Annotated in this window: 15 protein-coding genes; 8 read left to right on the top strand and 7 right to left on the bottom strand. The window is 72.4% G+C overall.

The features are described from left to right. Nucleotides 1–115 precede the first annotated feature (115 nt). Entirely contained in the window at nucleotides 116–835 is a 720-nt protein-coding gene (locus tag ACLII4_RS16575; RefSeq protein WP_412068504.1) for a bacteriorhodopsin, read from the top strand. 96 nt (nucleotides 836–931) lie between these two features. On the opposite strand, the gene ACLII4_RS16570 is transcribed toward ACLII4_RS16575, so the two are convergent. After that, nucleotides 932–2,065, bottom strand: a complete 1,134-nt coding sequence (locus ACLII4_RS16570) for a hypothetical protein (protein WP_412068503.1) — start codon at nucleotides 2,063–2,065, stop codon at nucleotides 932–934. 103 nt (nucleotides 2,066–2,168) lie between these two features. Here ACLII4_RS16570 and ACLII4_RS16565 point away from each other — a divergent pair, with 103 nt between their 5' ends. The 4 genes from ACLII4_RS16565 (at nucleotide 2,169) to ACLII4_RS16550 (ending at nucleotide 7,027) form a co-directional block, all read left to right on the top strand. Further along, nucleotides 2,169–2,579 carry a VOC family protein gene (locus tag ACLII4_RS16565; RefSeq protein ID WP_412068502.1) on the top strand — a complete coding sequence of 137 codons (411 nt, stop codon included), beginning with the start codon at nucleotides 2,169–2,171 and terminating at the stop codon, nucleotides 2,577–2,579. Nucleotides 2,580–2,627: 48 nt separating this feature from the next. Next, complete coding sequence (locus ACLII4_RS16560; protein ID WP_412068501.1) at nucleotides 2,628–3,851, top strand: M20 metallopeptidase family protein; 1,224 nt, start codon at nucleotides 2,628–2,630, stop codon at nucleotides 3,849–3,851. Nucleotides 3,852–3,936: 85 nt separating this feature from the next. Continuing rightward, nucleotides 3,937–5,604 carry a hypothetical protein gene (locus ACLII4_RS16555; RefSeq protein WP_412068500.1) on the top strand — a complete coding sequence of 556 codons (1,668 nt, stop codon included), beginning with the start codon at nucleotides 3,937–3,939 and terminating at the stop codon, nucleotides 5,602–5,604. Nucleotides 5,605–5,977: 373 nt separating this feature from the next. After that, on the top strand, nucleotides 5,978–7,027 hold the full coding sequence (locus ACLII4_RS16550) for a hypothetical protein (protein ID WP_412068499.1): 1,050 nt from the start codon (nucleotides 5,978–5,980) through the stop codon (nucleotides 7,025–7,027). 3 nt (nucleotides 7,028–7,030) lie between these two features. On the opposite strand, the gene ACLII4_RS16545 is transcribed toward ACLII4_RS16550, so the two are convergent. From ACLII4_RS16545 to ACLII4_RS16535, 3 genes are all read right to left on the bottom strand, one after another. Beyond that, nucleotides 7,031–7,552 (bottom strand): septal ring lytic transglycosylase RlpA family protein, encoded by a 522-nt coding sequence (locus ACLII4_RS16545; protein ID WP_412068498.1) that lies wholly within the window; start codon nucleotides 7,550–7,552, stop codon nucleotides 7,031–7,033. A 313-nt stretch (nucleotides 7,553–7,865) separates the two neighbouring features. Beyond that, a complete protein-coding gene (bshA, locus tag ACLII4_RS16540; protein ID WP_412068497.1) occupies nucleotides 7,866–9,044 on the bottom strand; it encodes an N-acetyl-alpha-D-glucosaminyl L-malate synthase BshA in 1,179 nt (392 codons plus the stop codon). A 310-nt stretch (nucleotides 9,045–9,354) separates the two neighbouring features. Further along, nucleotides 9,355–9,861, bottom strand: coding sequence for a hypothetical protein (locus tag ACLII4_RS16535; RefSeq protein WP_412068496.1), 507 nt, complete (start codon nucleotides 9,859–9,861; stop codon nucleotides 9,355–9,357). A gap of 87 nt (nucleotides 9,862–9,948) precedes the next feature. Between ACLII4_RS16535 and ACLII4_RS16530 the strand changes: the two genes are divergently transcribed. Then, complete coding sequence (locus ACLII4_RS16530; RefSeq protein ID WP_412068495.1) at nucleotides 9,949–10,533, top strand: outer membrane beta-barrel protein; 585 nt, start codon at nucleotides 9,949–9,951, stop codon at nucleotides 10,531–10,533. Nucleotides 10,534–10,599: 66 nt separating this feature from the next. Here the strand turns inward: ACLII4_RS16530 and uvsE are convergent, their stop codons facing one another. Further along, nucleotides 10,600–11,547, bottom strand: coding sequence for a UV DNA damage repair endonuclease UvsE (gene uvsE, locus ACLII4_RS16525; RefSeq protein ID WP_412068494.1), 948 nt, complete (start codon nucleotides 11,545–11,547; stop codon nucleotides 10,600–10,602). A gap of 83 nt (nucleotides 11,548–11,630) precedes the next feature. Further along, nucleotides 11,631–13,016, bottom strand: a complete 1,386-nt coding sequence (locus tag ACLII4_RS16520; protein WP_412068493.1) for a M20/M25/M40 family metallo-hydrolase — start codon at nucleotides 13,014–13,016, stop codon at nucleotides 11,631–11,633. Nucleotides 13,017–13,102: 86 nt separating this feature from the next. On the opposite strand from ACLII4_RS16520, the gene ACLII4_RS16515 reads away from it, so the two are divergent. Then, nucleotides 13,103–15,886, top strand: coding sequence for a DUF2339 domain-containing protein (locus ACLII4_RS16515; RefSeq protein WP_412068492.1), 2,784 nt, complete (start codon nucleotides 13,103–13,105; stop codon nucleotides 15,884–15,886). Nucleotides 15,887–15,966: 80 nt separating this feature from the next. Then, complete coding sequence (locus tag ACLII4_RS16510; RefSeq protein WP_412068491.1) at nucleotides 15,967–17,043, top strand: choice-of-anchor B family protein; 1,077 nt, start codon at nucleotides 15,967–15,969, stop codon at nucleotides 17,041–17,043. Between the two features lie 241 nt (nucleotides 17,044–17,284). On the opposite strand, the gene ACLII4_RS16505 is transcribed toward ACLII4_RS16510, so the two are convergent. After that, nucleotides 17,285–17,665, bottom strand: coding sequence for an endonuclease domain-containing protein (locus ACLII4_RS16505; RefSeq protein WP_412068490.1), 381 nt, complete (start codon nucleotides 17,663–17,665; stop codon nucleotides 17,285–17,287). Nucleotides 17,666–17,761: the final 96 nt, after the last annotated feature.

Below are 17,761 nucleotides of genomic sequence, written 5' to 3'. Positions count from 1 at the left end.
GCCCTTCGCGGACGAACCGGGGCGTGGCCCCGCTTGCGAGATTCCCTGAACGGGCCGGCGCGCGGAACGGGAGCGCCGCCGACGGGGTGGGGGCCACTCTCCTTCCCCGGCCCCCATGGACTTCGCGACCCTCTTGCACTGGATCTACGTCGGCGCGATGGCGGCCGGCACAGCGCTCTTTTTCGTGTGGTACCGGAACCCTCGGGGCGTCCCTCACGCCGAGTACGTCGTGGCGATGCTGATCCCGATCTGGTCCGGGCTGGCATACACCGCGATGGCGCTCGGGCTGGGCCAGGTGGAGGTCTGGGGACAGACGACGTACTGGGCCCGCTACGCCGACTGGATCGTCTCGACGCCGCTGCTCATCACGGCGCTGTGGATGACGGCGTCAATCGAGCACGAGAAGAAGCCGTGGCTGCTGCTCGGCGCGCTGATCGCCGCCGACGTGATCATGATCCTGTGCGGCTTGGTGGGCGACCTGTCGGCGTCGCCGGCCCGGTTTGTCTTCTTTGGGATCGGCGTGGCCGCGCTGGCCGTCCTGTTCGCGCTCGTCTGGGGCCCGCTCCGGCGCGAGGCGCATGGCACGGGCGACGCGCTCGGCCGCGTGTTCGACACCAGCGCCGCCTACCTCGCCGTGTTCTGGATCGGCTACCCGCTAACGTGGATCCTGGGGCCGTCGGGCCTGGGCGTCGTCGGCCAGCCCGTCGACACGGCGCTGTTCGTGCTGCTGCCCATCTTCTCGAAGGTCGGGTTCAGCATCGTCGACCTCGGCCTGCTGCGGCGCTACGTGGCCGGGAAGGACGTGTGGCCGGTGGCGCCGGCTCGGGTGATGTGAGCGGGGGCGCCGAAACCCGTGGGCCCTCTAGGAGTGGGGCTGCGACCCGGAAACGTACTGCACATTGCCCGTCGGTCCCCATGCCTCGTCCGTTGGCTACGCCACGCGACCGCCGACGTGGTGGGCGACGTCGGCGGCCGTCGAGCCGGACAGGAGCTTGAGGCTGGCGGGCTCGGCGCGGGCCTGGAGCAGCGCGAGGGACAGGCTGACGAGTTCGCCCATCGTAGAGGCGTCGCCGAAGGCGGGCTCGCCGTAGTGGTCGGCGAGGCCCTCGGCGAGGGCCCGGACGAAGGCGTCCGGCGCGATCAGGTCCTCACGCATGACGGCCATCAGCCGGGAGTAGCGGCGGTGCGTCACGCGCAAGCGCCCGGCCATGAGCGCCCGCTCCTCGCGCTGGTACTGGTCGACCGTCGTCTCGGTGAGCAGGTCCAGCCCGAACTGGATGATGGGGTTGTTGGGCGGGAAAAACTGGGGGAGGTAGACCTGCTTGCGGGGGTGGTGGCTCTGCTGGTCGAAGTCGATGGCCCGGATGCGGAAGTGGAGCTTCTCGAAGTCCGGCGTGATGTCGACGACCCAGTTGCCGGCGTGCATGTCGCCGAGCAGGCGGACGAAGCAGCGCTCGTTGAACTTGACGAACTCCTTCGCCAGCCGCACTTGGTCGAACCGGTTGTCGGGAAGCTGCTCGCGCATGAAGGCGTCGCCGGGCAGGCCGATGATGTGCTCCTCGACGATCGTCTGGTCGCGGAGGTCGGGGCCGTCGACGCGGACCAGGAAGTTGACGGCGTTGGGGCTCAGGATGTGTTCCAGCTCCAGGCCGTAGACCCGGCTGGCGTCGGCGCGCTTGACGTAGAAGTAGTCGAAGTTCTCGTTCAGCCGGTTGACGATCCGGATGCGGTACGGGAGCGTGTTGCCGTAGAGGCAGAGGTCGATGCGGTCGACGTAGAGGTGCTTCACCGTCGAGAGGTCGCCGGCGGACTTTAGCAGCGCGTACGTCAGACGCAAGCCGTCGTGGATCTCCGTCTGCTCGGTGGGCCCGAAGAAAACGGTGCTCCAGAGCGTGTCGTCGCCGTGCTCGTCGTAGAGCGGGAACTGGCCGACGTGGCGCGTCAGGTCGTCGTAGCTCACGCCGCCGGTGGCGCGGCGGCCGTACTTGTCGAGGTACTCGACGAGGTGGTCGCTCACCGGGTACGCCGGCTTCTTTTTGGAGATCAGGTTGCGGACGGGCTCCACGGCGGCGGGGTGGGGGAGAGACCTGAACGCGCGGGCCGTGCCGGGGTCCCGGGCGCTGTTCGCCGCGCGCCCCGTACTCTGCTCGCGACCCCCGCACCGACCCATGGACGACTTCCCGACCCCCGACGTGGCCCTGACTCAGTTGCTCGTCGTCGCCGACGTGGGCCGCTCGCGCGACTTCTACCGCGACGTGCTCGGCGCCGAGGTCTTTCGGGAGTACGGCGGCAACTCGGCCGTGCTGAAGTTTCAGGGCACGTGGCTCCTGCTGGTCACCGGCGGCGGCCCGACGCCGGGGAAGCCGACGGTCACCTTCGCCCCGCCCGCCGACCCGGACCGGGTGAGCCATCAGCTGACGGTGCGGGTGCCCGACTGCCACGGCGCATATGAGACCCTCCGGGCTCGCGGAGCGGCGTTCCTCGCGCCGCCGGTCGACCGGGGCGGGGAGATTCGGGCCTTCTTCCGCGACCCCGACGGGCATCTGCTGGAGATCAGCGAGATCCCTAGTGCGGCGTAACTCCGGGGTCTTGGGCCGGGTAGGCCCGGCTCCGCTTCCCACGTCCCGATGCTGTTTCGCACCCTTCCGCTCGTCGCTCTGGCCGGGCTGGCGCTCTGCGCCGAGGCCCAGGCCCCGTCCCAAGCCGACCTGTTCGACCGCATGGCGGCGCACGTGGAGGCGCACGAGGCCGACCTGGTGGCGCTCCGGCACGACATCCACCGGCACCCGGAGGTCTCGGGCGAGGAAGAGCGGACGGCCGGGCTGGTCGCCGCGCGGCTGACGGCGCTGGGTTTCGACGTCCACACCGGCGTCGGCGGGCACGGCGTGGTGGGGGTTCTCGAAGGCGGCCGGCCCGGGCCGCTGGTGGCGTTCCGGGCCGACCTCGACGCCGTTCGATCGGGCGCGCCGGACCCCGTCGCGTACCGGTCCGAGATCCCGGGCGTGCGCCACATCTGCGGGCACGACGTCCACACGACGATCGGGGTGGCGCTGGCTGAGGCGTTCGCGGCGGTGCGCGAGGACCTGGCCGGGTCGGTGATGCTGGTCTTCCAGCCCGCCGAGGAGCGGGGCACGGGCGCCAAGGCCATGCTGGCGGATGGCGCGTTCGACGGTCCGGTGCCGGACGCCATCTTCGCCGTCCACACCGCGCCGATGCCGGTCGGGCAGGTGGCGACGGTCGCGGGCGGGATGATGGCGGGGCGAGCAGGGCTGTCCGTCGCGCTCTCCGGCAACGGCGACCTCGGAGACGCGGCGGCGCAGGTGCGGGCGGCGGTCGCGAGCGTTGGCACGTTCGCGCCGCAGAACCCGGGGCAGATCGCGCCCGCCGGGTTCGTGACGGTCCAACTGTTCGGCGGCGGCGACGCCTCGGTGCGGGGCCAGATCATGACGGCCGGGCCCGCCGACCGCGACCGCGCGAAGGCGGAGGTGCTGGCGGCGCTCGACGCCCTCGACCTGCCTGGCGTCGTGCTCGACGTGGCGTACGACGAGCGGCTGATGGAGGGCGTGACGAACGACGAGAGCCTGGTGGCCGTGGCGAATGCGGGGATCGGCGCGCTCGCCCCGGACATCGCCGTCGGGGTGGTCCCCGGCGCCGTACCCTATTTCAGCGAGGACTTCGGCTCGTTCCAGGCCCTGACGCCGGGCGTGATGTACTTCCTGGGCGTCAGCAATCCGGAGGCGGGGACGGTCGGGATGCCGCACAGCCCGGACTACGTGGCCGACGACGCGGCGATCGCCGTCGGCACGCGGGCGATGCTGGCGGCGATGCTCCAGCGGCTGGCGGAGGGGTAGCCCTGGGCGGGCGCCAGCAGGTCGGCGGTGGGGCCGTCGACGGCGTCGCGGGTATCCTGCCTGTCCGTCTCCGACTCCCGCCCGCATGTCGTCTTCGATCCGTCCCGTCTCGCGCCTGCTGCTCGCGCTCCCCATCGCCCTGCTGCTGCTGACCGCCTCGGCCGCCGCCGCCCCGTCCGGCCCCGATTCCCACGACGACCTGCTGGCGCTGTTCGCCGACTGGCGGGCCTTTGAGCGGCCGCCGATGCGCGACGGGGCGCCCGACTACACGGCCTCCACGTTCGCCGCTCGCGAGCCGGGCTTCCGCGCGCTGCGGGCCCGGCTCGACGGCCTCGACACGACGGGCTGGGCGATCCCCTCGCAGGTCGACTGGCACCTCGTCCGCGCCGAGATGAACGGGTACGACTTCAACCAGCGCGTGTTGATGCCGTGGGCGCGCGACCCCGCGTTCTACCAGTCGGTCTGGCCGTACCGCAGCGACGTGCCCGCGCACGAGGGGCCGACGCACCACGCGGTCACGGAGCTGTGGACGTACAGTTTCCCGCTCTCGCCTCTCGAAGAAGAGCGCCTGATCGCCGACCTGGGCGTGATCGCGCCGCTGATGGCGCAAGCGCAGCTCAACCTGACCGGCAATGCCCGTGAGCTGTGGATCGCGGGCATCCGCAACATCCGGACGCAGCGGACAATCCTCGATGGCGTGCGCGAGCAGGCGAGCCGGGAGGGCGGCAGCGAGGCCCTGCTGGCGGTGATCGCCGAGGCGGCAGCGGCGACCGACACGCTGGTGGCGTGGCTGGAGGCCCAAGCGCCGAGCAAGACGGGGCCGTCGGGCATCGGGAAGAACAACTACACGTGGTGGCAGCAGAACGTCCACCTCGTGCCGCTGACGTGGGAGGACGAGGTCCGCCTCCTCAAGCGCGAGCTCGACCGGGCGTGGGCGTCGCTGGCGCTCGAGGAGCACCGCAACCGCGACCTCGCGCCGCTTTCCGCGGCCTCGACGCCCGCCGAGTACGACGCGCTGGCGGAAGACGCCGTCCAGCGGTTCATGGCGTTCCTCGACGACCAAGACGTGATGACGGTGACGGGCGAGATGGAGCCGGCGCTGCGCGAGAAGGTGGGAAGCTTCGTGCCCGAGGACCGGCGCAACTTCTTCCTCATCACCTCCCACCTCGACCCGCTCCCGCTGTTCACCCACTTTGTCCACTGGTTCGAATTGGCGCGGATGGACACGACGCCGCACCCCAGCCCCGTGCGCGGGCCGCTCCTCTACAACATCTGGGACAGCCGCAACGAGGGCACGGCGACCGGCGTCGAAGAGATGTTCATGCACGCCGGCCTCTACGACGACAGCCCCCGCTCGCGCGAGCTGGTGTGGGTCCTGCTGGCGCAGCGCGCGGCGCGCGGGCTGGGCTCGCTCTACGCGCACGCCAACGAGATGACGATGGAGGAGGCGGGCAGCGTCCACGTGACGGGTACGCCGCGCGGCTGGATGAGCACCGAGCCGGAGCTGCTCATCTTCGAGCAGCACCTCTACCTCCGCCAGCCCGGCTACGGGACGAGCTACGTGACCGGCAAGTACCTCCTGGAGCGGACGCTGGCGGACGCCACGCGTCTCGCCGCCGCGCGTGGCGAGGCGCTTCCTCTCGGCGCCTTTTTCGACCGTCTCCACGCCATCGACAGCATCCCGATTTCGCTGGCGCGGTGGGAGATGACGGGGCTCGACGACGAGATCCGGGCGCTCACAGCGGACCAGTAGCCCCGCCTGGCACCGAGGCGGGCGGGCCCGAGCGCAGGGGCCGTGGCCGCTGGCGGGTCCCAGGGGGGGCGCGGTCGAGCGGATCCGCGGGGCGGCGGGGCGCGGGCGGCCCGACGAGGGGCCCGGTGCGTTTCCCTCGAATGGGCCAGATGGACTAGGACGATTTCGGAGTCCTCACCTACCTTGGACACACACGAATAAATGATAGGAACACCTCATGAGATATCTACTTCTCGCCTGCGTCGGGCTTTTGTTCGCCGGCTGCGACACCGTCGTCCCGGGCCCCGACGTCCCGCCTCCGACTCCTCCGACTCCTCCAACGGAGCCCCCCCCGGCGACGCCGCCGACCGCCCGCGTCCCCACGACGGTCGCCGTGAGCACGACGCTGGTCGAGTGCCCCGCGCGGTCGACCTTCGATGTCTGGGACTCGTCCGTCGTGGGGATCGAGGCGGGACACGTCCTCGTCTACGAGTCCTTCGAGTGCCGCTCGCCACGGATCCACGAGTTCGACGCCAGCGGGACCCTGGTGCGGACGGACTCGACCGATGTCCCCCGCTACCTCCGGCCGGCGGTGGGCGGCTTCTACGCAACGAGGCCCGGGCCGCAGGGATCGTCAGCGACGCTCGTGTGGTTCGGCCCGGACGGTGAGCGCCGCGACATCGCCGCCCTGCCCGCGGGCACCGGGGTCAGCGCGCTCGACGACGGCTCCTTCCGGACGACGACCTCCGGGATGTGGACGCGGATCGACGCGTCCGGCGGCACGCTCTGGTCCGCGCCCGTCCCGGCCGGCGGGGTGTGGCGCGCGTTCGACCTGGCGCCCGACGGGGGCGCCTTCGTCGCCGGGTGCACGGAGGGCACGTATTGTGGATCGCGGATCGGGCGGGAGCGCGTGGCCGTGAGGCTGGGCCCCAGCGGCGCTGTCGCGTGGACCACCACGATCCCGTGGGACGGGGTGACGGCCTGGGCCTTCGAGGCCGTCCGCGCCCTCCCCGACGGCGGGGCCCTCGCCCTCGGCGGCGCCGGGGACTGGCTCTACGGCCGGACCCCCGACGACGCCGCCCTCTCCGTCGTCCGGTTCGGTCCCGACGGCGCCGTCGCGTGGGAGCGGCAGGTGGCCGGCTGGGGCCGCCTCGGCGAACTCGTCCGCGTGACGGACGCCCGCGTGGTGGACGGGTACCTAGAGGTCGGGGCCCGGCACTTCGACCCGACCCCGCCGGGCGTGGTGTACCGCTACGTCGCGCTGGTCCTCTCGGCGGACGACGGGGCCGTGGTCAGTCGGAGCCCGCTCGGGGCGGAGGTCAACGGGTACCTCGAGGACCTCGGGGACGGGCGGTGGGCGCGGGCCGCCCATGGCGGGACCGCCGGCTGCCCCCGGGGCCAGTGCTCCGGCAACCGGACCCTCGAGTTCCAGATCCTCCGCTGAGCGTCAGAGCCGCTCGATGCGGACGCGGGCGGTGCCCGAGGCCACCATCCCGATCCGGCGGGCCGCCGCCTTCGACAAATCCAAAATCCGCGAGCCGTGGAAGGGGCCCCGGTCGGTGACGCGGACGACGACGCTCCGCCCGGAGCGCTCGTTGACGACGCGCAAGCGGGTGCCGAAGGGCAACGTCCGGTGCGCGGCCGTGAGGGCGTCGGGATTGAAGCGCTCGCCGCTGGCAGTGCGGCGGCCCCGGAAGCGCTCGCCGTAGTAGCTGGCGGTGCCCGTCGCGAGGTGGACGCCGGCGACCTCTAGCGGAGCCACCGGGACCGCGAGCGCCGCCAGCGCGGCCGAGTCGGCGGCGACGACGATGAGCGCGGGGGTCGGCGACCACACGACGGGCTCGGCGCGGCCCGCGAGCGCAGCCACCGTGTCGGGTGGCGCCACGATCGCCGCCGCCGACGGAGCGGCGGGCTGGGCGGTGGCGGCCGTCGCGGCGAGCGCGAGGACGAGGAGGCAGACGAATCGCACGGAGCCAAGTCTACCCCATCGAGCGGGGACAGGCCAACCACCCGGCCTCCACGTCGCCTCCCGGGCCCCTTCACGGCGGTTGTCGGGGCTGAGAGCGTGTGATCTACGCTGCTCCATCACCTTGTCATCCTGAGCGTGCGAACCCGAAGCGTCGGCGTAGCCAAGGATCTGGACGCGAGGCCGCGAGCCCTGACATCCGGTCCCGAAGACTTGTCGCGCTGGCGTTGAGATCCTCCGCGTTCGCTCAGGATGACGTGTGGGAGAGGCCTCCGCAACTGCGAGGCCGACCGTACGCCACAATCCATCGCACGCGCTACGCGACGGTTTCGCCCGTGAGGACGCGCTCGTAGTAGGCCTCGTAGAGCGGGACGACGCTCTCCAGATCGAAGTGCTCGACGGCGCGGCGGCGGGCGGCGGTCGCCATCGTCGCGTGCAGGTCGGGCGTCGTCAGGATGCGGCGCGCGGCCTCGGTCATCCCGTCGATGTCGCCGAGGGGGCGGAGCGCGCCGGTCTCGCCGTCGACGTTGAGTTCGGGGATGCCGCCGACGTCCGAGGAGATGACGGGGACGCCACACGCCATGGCCTCCAGCGCCGCCAGACCGAACGTCTCCGAGGCGGACGGCATCAGGAAGAGGTCGGCGATGGACAAGATCTCCTCGACGGGCTCCTGCTTGCCGATAAACCGCACGTCCGCCCAGACGCCCAACTCGCGAGCCCTCGCCTCCGAGGCCTGTCGGTCGGGCCCGTCGCCGACCATCAGCAGCTTGACGCCGCCGGGCTCGCCGTGGCGCGGATGCCCCTCGGGCCACGCCCCGCCCGCGTGGAGCCTGGCGAAGACCTCGACGGCGTCCGGGGCGCGCTTGACCTTGCGGAAGTTGGAGATGTGGGCGACGAGCTTCTCGCCGTCCGGCGCGATCGCCTGCTTAAAGTGGTCCTTGGGCTGGCGCGCGAAGCGGACCGTGTCGACGAAGTTGGGGATCACCTCGATGTCGGCCGACACGTCGAACGAGTCGTAGGTCTCCTTGCGGAGCCAGTCGCTCACTGCGGTCACCCCGTCGCTCGCGTCGATGGCGTGCTCGACGACGGGCTTGAAGCTGGGGTCCTTGCCGATCAACGTGATGTCCGTCCCGTGGAGCGTGGTCACGATGGGGATCGTGAGCCCGGACTTTCGCAAGATGTCGCGCGCGAGCACGGCGCTCGTCGCATGGGGAATCGCGTAGTGGACGTGGAGCAGGTCCAGCCCCTCGTGCTTGGCCACGTCGATCATCTTGCTCGCGAGCGCCAGCGCGTACGGCGGGTACTCGAAGAGGGGGTACGTGTCGACCCGGACCTCGTGGAAGAACACGCGCTCGACCATGTGCTCCAGCCGGAGCGGGAGCGCGTAGGCGATGAAGTGGACCGTGTGGCCCCGATTCGCGAGCGCCTTGCCGAGCTCGGTGGCGACGACGCCGGAGCCGCCGAAGGTCGGGTAGCAGGTGATGCCGATGGTCATGAGGCGCCCAACGCGGGGGGACGGTCGGGGGTCCGCGAAAGGCGAGGGGAGACGGGGCGGCCGACGGTCGCCTTACGCGGAGGCAGGGCCGGCGCGGGCTTCGGCGTGTGGCCTCTCACCCCGCCTCACACTCCCCGAGGGAGAGCGGTCAGCCCTCAATCCTGTCATCCCGAGCTTGCGAGGGATCTCAGCAAGAGCCTCCGAGACGTGACCGACGGAAGGACGGGCTGGACGCTCGTGCTGAGATCCCTCACGTCCGTTGGCGGGCGCCTTCCCTACGGGTGCGGGATGACGTTGTAGGCTGGAATCGCTACCCGATCTCGCGCAAGCGGATCCGGAGCGTCGCGTCGGCGCGGGTGATGCCTCGGTAGTCGCCCGAGATGTCTTCCAGGTTGAGCCCCTCGCGGAAGATCTCCGAGGACAGCTCCTGGCCGTCGCCGTCGAAGCGGATCTCGGCGGGCAGCAGGAAGCGTCCGAGGGCGTCGGCGTCGGAAAAGCGGACGGTGACGGTGCGGCCCGAGACCGTGTACGCGCCGCCCGAGAGGGTCTCGTCGACGCGCTCGCCGCGGAGCACCTCCATCGCCGCCGTGCCGTCCTCGCGGAGCAGCAGCGTCGCGTCGCGCGAGAGCACGTCGCCGAGCAGGTCGCGGTCGCGGACGGCCTCGCTGACGGGGTCGATGCGGAACTCGACGACGCGGTAGCGACCGGCGACTTCGAGGACGGTCAGGTCGGGCTTGCCGAACGGGTTGAGCATCCCGCAGCCGGCGAGCGAGCCGACGAGGACGAGCGCGGCGAGGGCGAGGGGGAAGCGGGCCATGGACGTGGGGAGAGCCGGGGTGGGACCCGAACGATACGACGGGGGTCTCAGCGGCGGCTCCTCTCGTGAACCCTGCCTCGTCCCCCCATGCGCCTCCTCTCGCTTCTCCTCGTCCTGGCCCTGGCCGCCCCCGCCTCGGCTCAGATCCCCTCGGTCGACATCGGCCTCGCGGGCGGCGTCAACTTCTCGTCGCTCGAAGACGCCCGCTCGCTCAGCCTCGACCGGTCGACGGGCTACCACCTCGGCCTGTTCGCCGACGTCGGCGTCCCCTTCTTCTCGGCCCGCACAGGCGTCTACTACTTGTGGGCCGGCGACTTCGCCGACGCCGTCTCGGTCGACGGCGCCAGCCCGGGCATCCGCTTCGTCACCGTCCCGATCGACTTCCAGATCCAGACGCCGACGCCGATCGTGAAGCTCTACGGCCTCGTAGGCCCCGAATTCCGGTTCCCGCTCGACGACTTCCAGACGCTCTCCGGGACCTTCAACCGCCAGAACGTCGACACGGTCGTCAACGTGGGCGCGGGCGTCAAGGGCGGGCTCCCGCTGTTCGGGCCGAGCGCGTTCGTCGAGGGCCGCTACAGCATCGACCTGACCGGCTTGCGCGACACCGAGATCGAGTCGGAGAAGACGCGTGTCAACGTCTTCCTCGTGCGCGTCGGCGTGGGGCTGTAGCGCCGGCGGCCCGGTCCGTTGAGGGGCCTCACGCCCTTTTCCTCCCCCTTGCGCGGGGGCTCTGCGCTACGCCTCCGCCTCGGCGGCCGTCTCCATCGGGATCGGGCGGTCGGGGCGCTCGCCCGTGGCCAGGTAGTGGCGGACTTCGAGCACGGCCTGCTCCTTCGCCTTGGCCTCCAGCATCAGGTCGTAGGGCGCGTCGGGGTCGCCGACTTGGTCCATCAGCTCGGTCAGCCGGTCGACGTCGTCCATGTCGAGAAAGTCGGCGTGGCCGGTGCGCGTGCCGGGCTTGTGCGACGAGAGGTGGAGCTTGGGGGCGCGCCGTCCCCACGTCGCCATCGCCCGCTCCATCAGGTCGAGGAGCCCGTCGTCGGCCGTCGCGCCGGACGGGTTGAGGAGGTGGTGGAACAGGTCGACGATGACGGGCAGGCCGGTCCGCTCCGCCAGCCCGACCGTCTCGGCGAGCGTGTACGTGGTGTCGTCGTTCTCGATCGCCAGCCGGGCGCGGGCGTCGTCGCTCAGGCGCTCGAGGGCGGCCTCGAACCGGTCGAGCGCGGCGGGCTTGTCGCCGTAGGCCCCGCCGACGTGGAGCGTCATGGTGCCCGTCGGGTCCATCCGCTTGAGGACCTGGGCCTGGAAGTCGAGCTCGTCGATCGAGTTCTGGACGACCTCGGGCCGGGGGCTGTTGAGGACCGTGTACTGGCCGGGGTGGCTCGTCACGCGCAGCCCCTCGGCCTTGACGAGCCGCCGGATCTTGCGGAACTGCCAGTCGAACGCCTCGGCCCAGTCGAAGGGGAAGGCGTCGAGCGGGCCGAACGGGATGAGGTCCGACGAGACGCGGAAAAAGCGCAAGTCGCGGGCGACGTTCCACTCGAGCGCCGCGAGCACGTCGTCGAGGTTCTGGACGACGACCGGGATGACGGCCTCCGTGCGGAGGTTCGCCAGCCGGACCGTCCGGGACTTGGTGCCGACGGCGGTGTTGATGCAGGCGTAGCCGAGGTGACGGAGGCGCATGGGGCGGGCAGAAGGGGCCGGGCCTACGCGCCGCGCTCGGCCGCCGAGCCGCTGGCGCGCGCATCCCGGGAGTCCCCTGAGCCCTACTCCCCGTGCGGGAGCCGCTCGGGCATCTCGGCGGCGACGTAGAGGAGGATCGCCGTCATGGCGACGGCGCGCTGGACGTGGGCCGGGTCGAGCTTGTCGAGCGTATCGGCGGGCGTGTGGTGGTAGAGGAAGTAGTCGCCGTTGTCGGTCCGCAGGCTCAGGCCGGGCACGCCGTCGCGCATCATCGGGCTGATGTCGGCGCCGCCGCCGCCGAGCGTCACGCCGGCCGGGCCCGCTTGGGCGTCGTGCGCGACGACCCCGGCGATCAGCGGGTCGACGATCGCCGCGAGCATCTGCTGCCCGGCGGCCGAGCCGCCGTACCCGAAGCCGACGGGCTCGAACAGGCCGCTGTCGCTCTCGAGCGCGAGCTGGATGTGGGACACGTCGGGCCCGAGCGAGTCGCGGAAGGCCTGGGCGCCGCGCAGGCCGTTCTCCTCGTTCGTCCACAGCACGGCGCGGACTGTCCGGCGCGGGCGCAGGCCGAGCGCCTTGAGGAGGCGGACGGCCTCCCAGCACACGAGCGTGCCGGCGAGGTCGTCGTGGACGCCCTGGCCGACGTCCCACGAGTCGTAGTGCCCGCCTGCGATGACGACCTCGCCGGGGAGCTCGCGCCCGACGACCTCGCCGATGACGTTGTGGCTGAGCCCGTCGGCGCGCGTCTCGGCGGCCATCGTGAGGCGGACCGTCGGCGTGTCGCCCCGGTCCTGCATGCGGCGCAAGATGGCCGACGCCTCGGCGGTGATCGCGGCGTGCGGGATGGGCCGGACGCCGTCGCCGTAACGCATGACGCCCGTGTGGGGCGTGCTCAGGCCGATCGGCCCGACGGACCGGACCAGGCTGGCGACGGCGCCCGCGGCCGAGGCGGCATCGGCACCGCCGACGCGGTAGCCGACGGTCTGGCCGTACGTCGTGAACGGCACGTCGAACAAGACGATGCGGCCTTCCGCTTCGTCGGCGCGAGCGGCGAGGTCGTCGTAGGAGTCGACGACGAGGACCTCGGCCGTCAGCCCGTCCGGGCCCGTGCCGACGCTGCCCCCGAGCCCGAGCATCGGCAGGGCCACCTCGCCCGTCGGCGTGACGAGCGCGGCCGACTCGGCGCCGCGCACCCAGACGGGCACGGCGACGGGCTGCGCGCGCACGTTTTCCAGCCCGTCCGCCCGCATCGTCGCGACGGCCCAGTCGACGGCGCCTTCGAGCGCGGCCGAGCCGGTGAAGCGCGGGCCGAAGGTGTCGGCGGCGTACGCGATCCGCTGATAGGCGGCGCTGTCGGCGAGCGCGGCATCGAGGATGCGCGCGGCGGCAGCGGCATAGGGTTCGGCGGGCGCGGGCGACTGGGCGAGCGCGGCGGGCGCGAGCAGGAGCGTGGCGAGGAGGAGGCGCATCGGGTGGGGGAGGGGGAGGGCGCAAGCTAGACCGGGCGCCCCCCGCCCCCTCCGACCGGCTGGCGGGACGGGGTCTAGCTTCGGCCATGGCCCTGCTCCGACTCCTCGCTCTCCTCGTCGCCATTGCCGTCGCCGTCGCGCTGGCGGTCGAGTATTCGGACGGCGATCCCTTGGTCGCCGGGCTGGTGCTGGCGGTCGGCGTGCTGGCGTGGCTCCGCGTGCGCGACCGCGAGCGGATCACGCGCCTGGAAGCGGCCGTGGCCCGGATGGTGCGCACGCAGGCCCAGGGGCTGCCCGTGCTCGACCTTCCGGCCGGCGACGGGGGCCGCGAGCCGGTCGACACGCCCGGGGAGGGGTCCGGGGCGGCTCCGCCCGCGGTCAAGGCCACTCCCGAGGAGCGCCGCCGCCGCCGGGCCGCGACCTCGCCCGCGATGGCGCCGCCGCCCGTGCCGAGTCGCGAGTGGTCGGTCGACCGCCTGCCGCCCCCGCTCCAGCGCGCGTGGGCGTTTGCGACCGGCGGCAACCCGCTGGCGCGCGTCGCGGTCCTGGTGCTGTTCGTCGGGTTCGGGTTGGCGATCCAGCTGCTCGGGACCGGCATCCAGCTCCTCGTGCTCGCGGCGGTTGGCGCCGGGCTCATCGCGCTCGGCTGGCGCCTGAGGTCCGGCACGCCCGGCTTCGGGCTGACGCTGCAGGGCGGCGGCGTGGCCGTGCTGTACCTCACCGTCTACGCCGCGTACGCGCTGTACGGGCTGATCCCGTCGCTCGCGGCGATCGTGCTGATGGCGGGTGTGGCCGTCGTCTGCGGCGGACTGGCGCTGGCGCAAGACGCCCCGGGGCTGGCCGTGCTCGGCGTCACCGGCGGGTTCGCGGCGCCCGTGCTCGCGGGCACGCCCGACGGCAACCACCTCCTGCTGCTGAGCTACTACGCGTTGCTGAACCTCGGCGTGCTCGCCGTTTCGTGGGCGCGCGGCTGGCGGTCGGTCGCCGTTGTCGGGTTCGTGGCGACGTTCGTGACAGGCGGGCTGTGGGGTGGGCTCGCGTACACCCCGGCGCTGTACGCCAGTGTCCAGCCGTTCGTGGTCGTCAGCTTCGCGATCTACCTCGCGCTCGCGGTCCGCTTCGCCGTCCGCTCGGCGCGGCACGGGGCCGAGGAGCGGGCGCTCGCGGTCGACGGCGCGCTCGTGTTCGGGTTGCCGGCCGCGACGTTCGTGTTGCAGGCCGGGCTGGTCGAGGGCGTCGTGCCGTACGGGCGGGCGTGGAGCGCGGCGGCGCTGGCGGCGGTCTACCTCGTCGGCGCGGCGCTGCTGCGGCGACGGCCCGGCGTGCGGCTGCTGGCGGACGCGTCGCTCGCGATCGGGCTGGCGTTCGCGACGCTCGCCCTCCCGCTCGCGTTCGAGCGCGTGGTCGTCGGGGCGGTCTGGGTGCTGGAGGGCGCCGGGCTCGTCTGGGTCGGCGCGCGCCAGCGGAAGGGCTGGATGCGGGCGGCGGGGCTGGCGCTCCAGGGCGCCGCGGCCGTCGTACTCTTTGGCGAGGGCGTGCTCGCGCCGTCGACCACGTTCACAGCGGCGACGCTGACGGGCTGGATCGTGGCGGTCGGGCTGGGGCTCTCGGCGTTCGTGCTCCGCCCGCGGGCGGTTGTCGCGAGCGTCGGGTCCCCTCACCCTGTCCCTCTCCCAGGGGGAGAGGGAACGTTGTCTGAGGCGGGTGCGCTCGGTTCGGAGCCTGAGCCAGCAGGCCGCGACTGGCTCGGGTTTACGGAGGCGCAGCGCGAGCGGCTCGAACTCGTGGTCGGCCGGGCGTTCCTGGCGGCGGCGTTGGTCTGGTGGACGATCACGGCGACGGTCCACACGACGGATCTCTTGCCGGAGCGGCTGTGGCTGGCGGGCCTGCTCGGGACGGCGGCGGCGTCGGGCGGGCTGTTCCTGGCGCTCGGGCGCGCGCTGCGCTGGCGCGGGCTGGAGGCCGCCGCGCTGGGTGTCGTCCCCGCCGGCTGGGTGCTCCTCGTCGGTGCCCTTTTTGCGGACGTCGAGCCCCTCGAGGCGTGGCGCGGCGTCGGGTGGCTGGCCCTCGCTGGGGCGACCGTCGCGGCCCTCGCGGTCAATCGCGAGCACCCGCTTCGGCGCTCGGCGTTCGTGGCCGCCGTCTGGCTGGCGCCGGCGGTGCTGGCGTACCTGCTCGGCGCGCTCGTGGACGATGCGGCCGAGGGGGCGTGGGCGATGGCCGTCGTGCTCGCCGTGCTCTCGGCCGGGCTCGTCGGCGCGCTCGCACTGCCCTCACGGTGGGCGGACGCTCGCGAGCGGGCGGCGTCGGTCGGCGGGCTGGTCGTCGCCGTCGGCCTTTGGCTCGTGGGCTCGTGGGGCAGCGATGGCGCCGCGACGCCGTTCGCGACGCTCCCCCTATTCAACCCCGCCGACCTCGCGAGCGTCGCGGCGGTGCTCGCCCTGGTCGCCGCATGGCGGGCGTCGGAGGCCGGGCGCGTCCCGCTTGCGGTCGCCGCCGGCGCGCTCGGATTCGGCACGCTGACGGCTGCGACGCTGCGCGCGGTTGCGGCGGTGACGCCGGTGGCGTACGACCTCGACGCCCTGTGGGCCTCGCCGACGGCCCAGGCCGCACTCGCCGTCGCGTGGACCGTGCTGGCGCTTGCGCTCGCCGTCGTCGCGGTCCGCCGCGCGAGCCGGCCGCTGTGGTTTTTCGGGGCCGGCGTGCTGGCGCTCGTCGTCGCCAAGCTGTTCCTGGTGGACTTGACGCAAGCCGACGCGTTCGTCCGCGTCGTCGCCTTCGTCACGGTCGGGGTGCTGATGCTGGTCGTCGGCTACCGCGCCCCCTTGCCGCCTCGGGGGGAGGAGGGGACGAGAGGAGAGGAGGCGTAGAGGAGGTGAGGTCGCCAGCCGAGCGCTTGGAGCGGGCGCCAGGTACCGCGTACTCTGTCCCCCGAACCACCCGCCCCGCCATGCTTCGCGCCGCCCTTCTCGCCCTCGCCCTGACGGCCTCCGCCAGCGCCCAGACGCTCGACTTGGTCGGCGAGGTGATGCTGCCCGCCATCGACACCGACACGCTCGAGACCGGCGGCTCCGACGTGTGGGGCTACGTCGCGCCCGACGGCGCGGAGTACGCCATCATGGGCGACATCGAGGGCGTGAGCATCGTCGCCGTCCCGTCGATGCAGGTCGTCGCCCGCATCCCGGGCCCGACGCTCGACGCGCGGTGGTACTGGCGCGACATCAAGACGTACGGCGACTACGCTTACGTCGTCACCGAGGCGTACGGGCCGAACGAGGGGTTGCAGATCATCGACCTGTCGAACCTCCCCGAGAGCGCTGAGGAGGTGGCCGTGATTCGCGGGCCGGGCGACGCCTTCGTGTCGTCGCACAACCTGTCCATCGACACGGCGACGGGCACGGCGTACGTGCTCAGCTCGGGCGGCTCGCCGGTCTCCGTCCTGGACCTGTCCGACCCGGTCGCCCCGGTCGTCGTCGCGCAGATCGACGACGTGGGCAGCGTCCACGACATCTACGGGTTCGAGGACCGCCTCTACGTGGCCGAGGGGCGCGAGCCGACGTTCTCGATCTGGGACGTGTCCGACAAGGCCGCACCGGCCCTGCTGACGCGCGTGACGGTCCCCGACGCCGGCTACGTCCACAACATCTGGCCGACCGACGACGGCCGCTACGTCGTCACGACGGAGGAGACGGCCGAGAAGACGGTCAAGGTCTGGAACATTGAGGACCTCGAGAACCCGGAGCTGGTCGGCGAGTGGCTGGGCGCGAACCGGATCGCGCACAACGCGCACGTCCGCGGCCGCTACGCCTTCGTGAGCCACTACACGGCGGGCGTCTACGTGCTCGACCTCGACGACATGGCGAACCCGACGGTCGTCGCCCACCACGACACGTACCCCAAGCACGACGACGTGGCGATGGACGGCAACTGGGGCGCGACGCTGCCCAGTCCGTCCGGCTACGTCTACGGCAGCGACGGCAACGGCCGCCTGACGGTCCTCAAGTGGACCCCGCCCGCGGACCTGTAGGGCGGGTCGTCGGGGGGCGGTGGCAATCCCTCCGTCCGATCCTCCCCTCCCGGACGGGAGGGGCTGGCGCCAGCCGGCGAGCTTGAGCCAGCGACGGACACCCTCACCCTGTCCCTCTCCCGAGGGGAGAGGGGACGCCCTAGGACGGCTCACGCCACCGGTCCGGCGTGGACACCTCTAGACAAACCTCCCCTCCCGGACGGGAGGGGCCGGGGGAGGGCGACGGGCACCGCGTCCCGGTCTACCTCGACGCATCTCGCTCGCGGAGCAGCGCGCGTATCGCCTCGGCCACCACCTCGGGCGCACCTATCACATCTCGGTTTGAAAACCTGACCACGCGGATGCCCAACGCAGTGAGGTCCGCCTCGCGAACGCGGTCGTAGTCCGCCCGGAGCGGGTCATCGTGAACGGCCCCGTCGATCTCGACCGCCAGCCGGGCGGACGGGCAGTAGAGGTCGAGCACGTAGGGTCCGACGCCATGCTGGCGGCGAAACTTGGCCCCGTCGAGGCGCCGGTCGCGCACGATCCGCCACAGGCACCGTTCGGCTGGCGTCGCGCGGCGGCGTAGTGCTTTGCGGACGGTCTTCCGCCGAGGCCGATTGGTGTATCGCTCGCGACCCATGTCGAAACGTACAGCAGGGCCTGGAAACGGCCTGCCCGTCACCCTCCCCCAACCCCTCCCGTCCGGGAGGGGAGGGCGGGTTTGGAGCGTCGGGCG

Source organism: Rubrivirga aquatilis (genome assembly GCF_046845665.1).
Classification (GTDB): domain Bacteria; phylum Bacteroidota; class Rhodothermia; order Rhodothermales; family Rubricoccaceae; genus Rubrivirga.
This window is presented reverse-complemented; position numbering and strand designations above follow the sequence as displayed.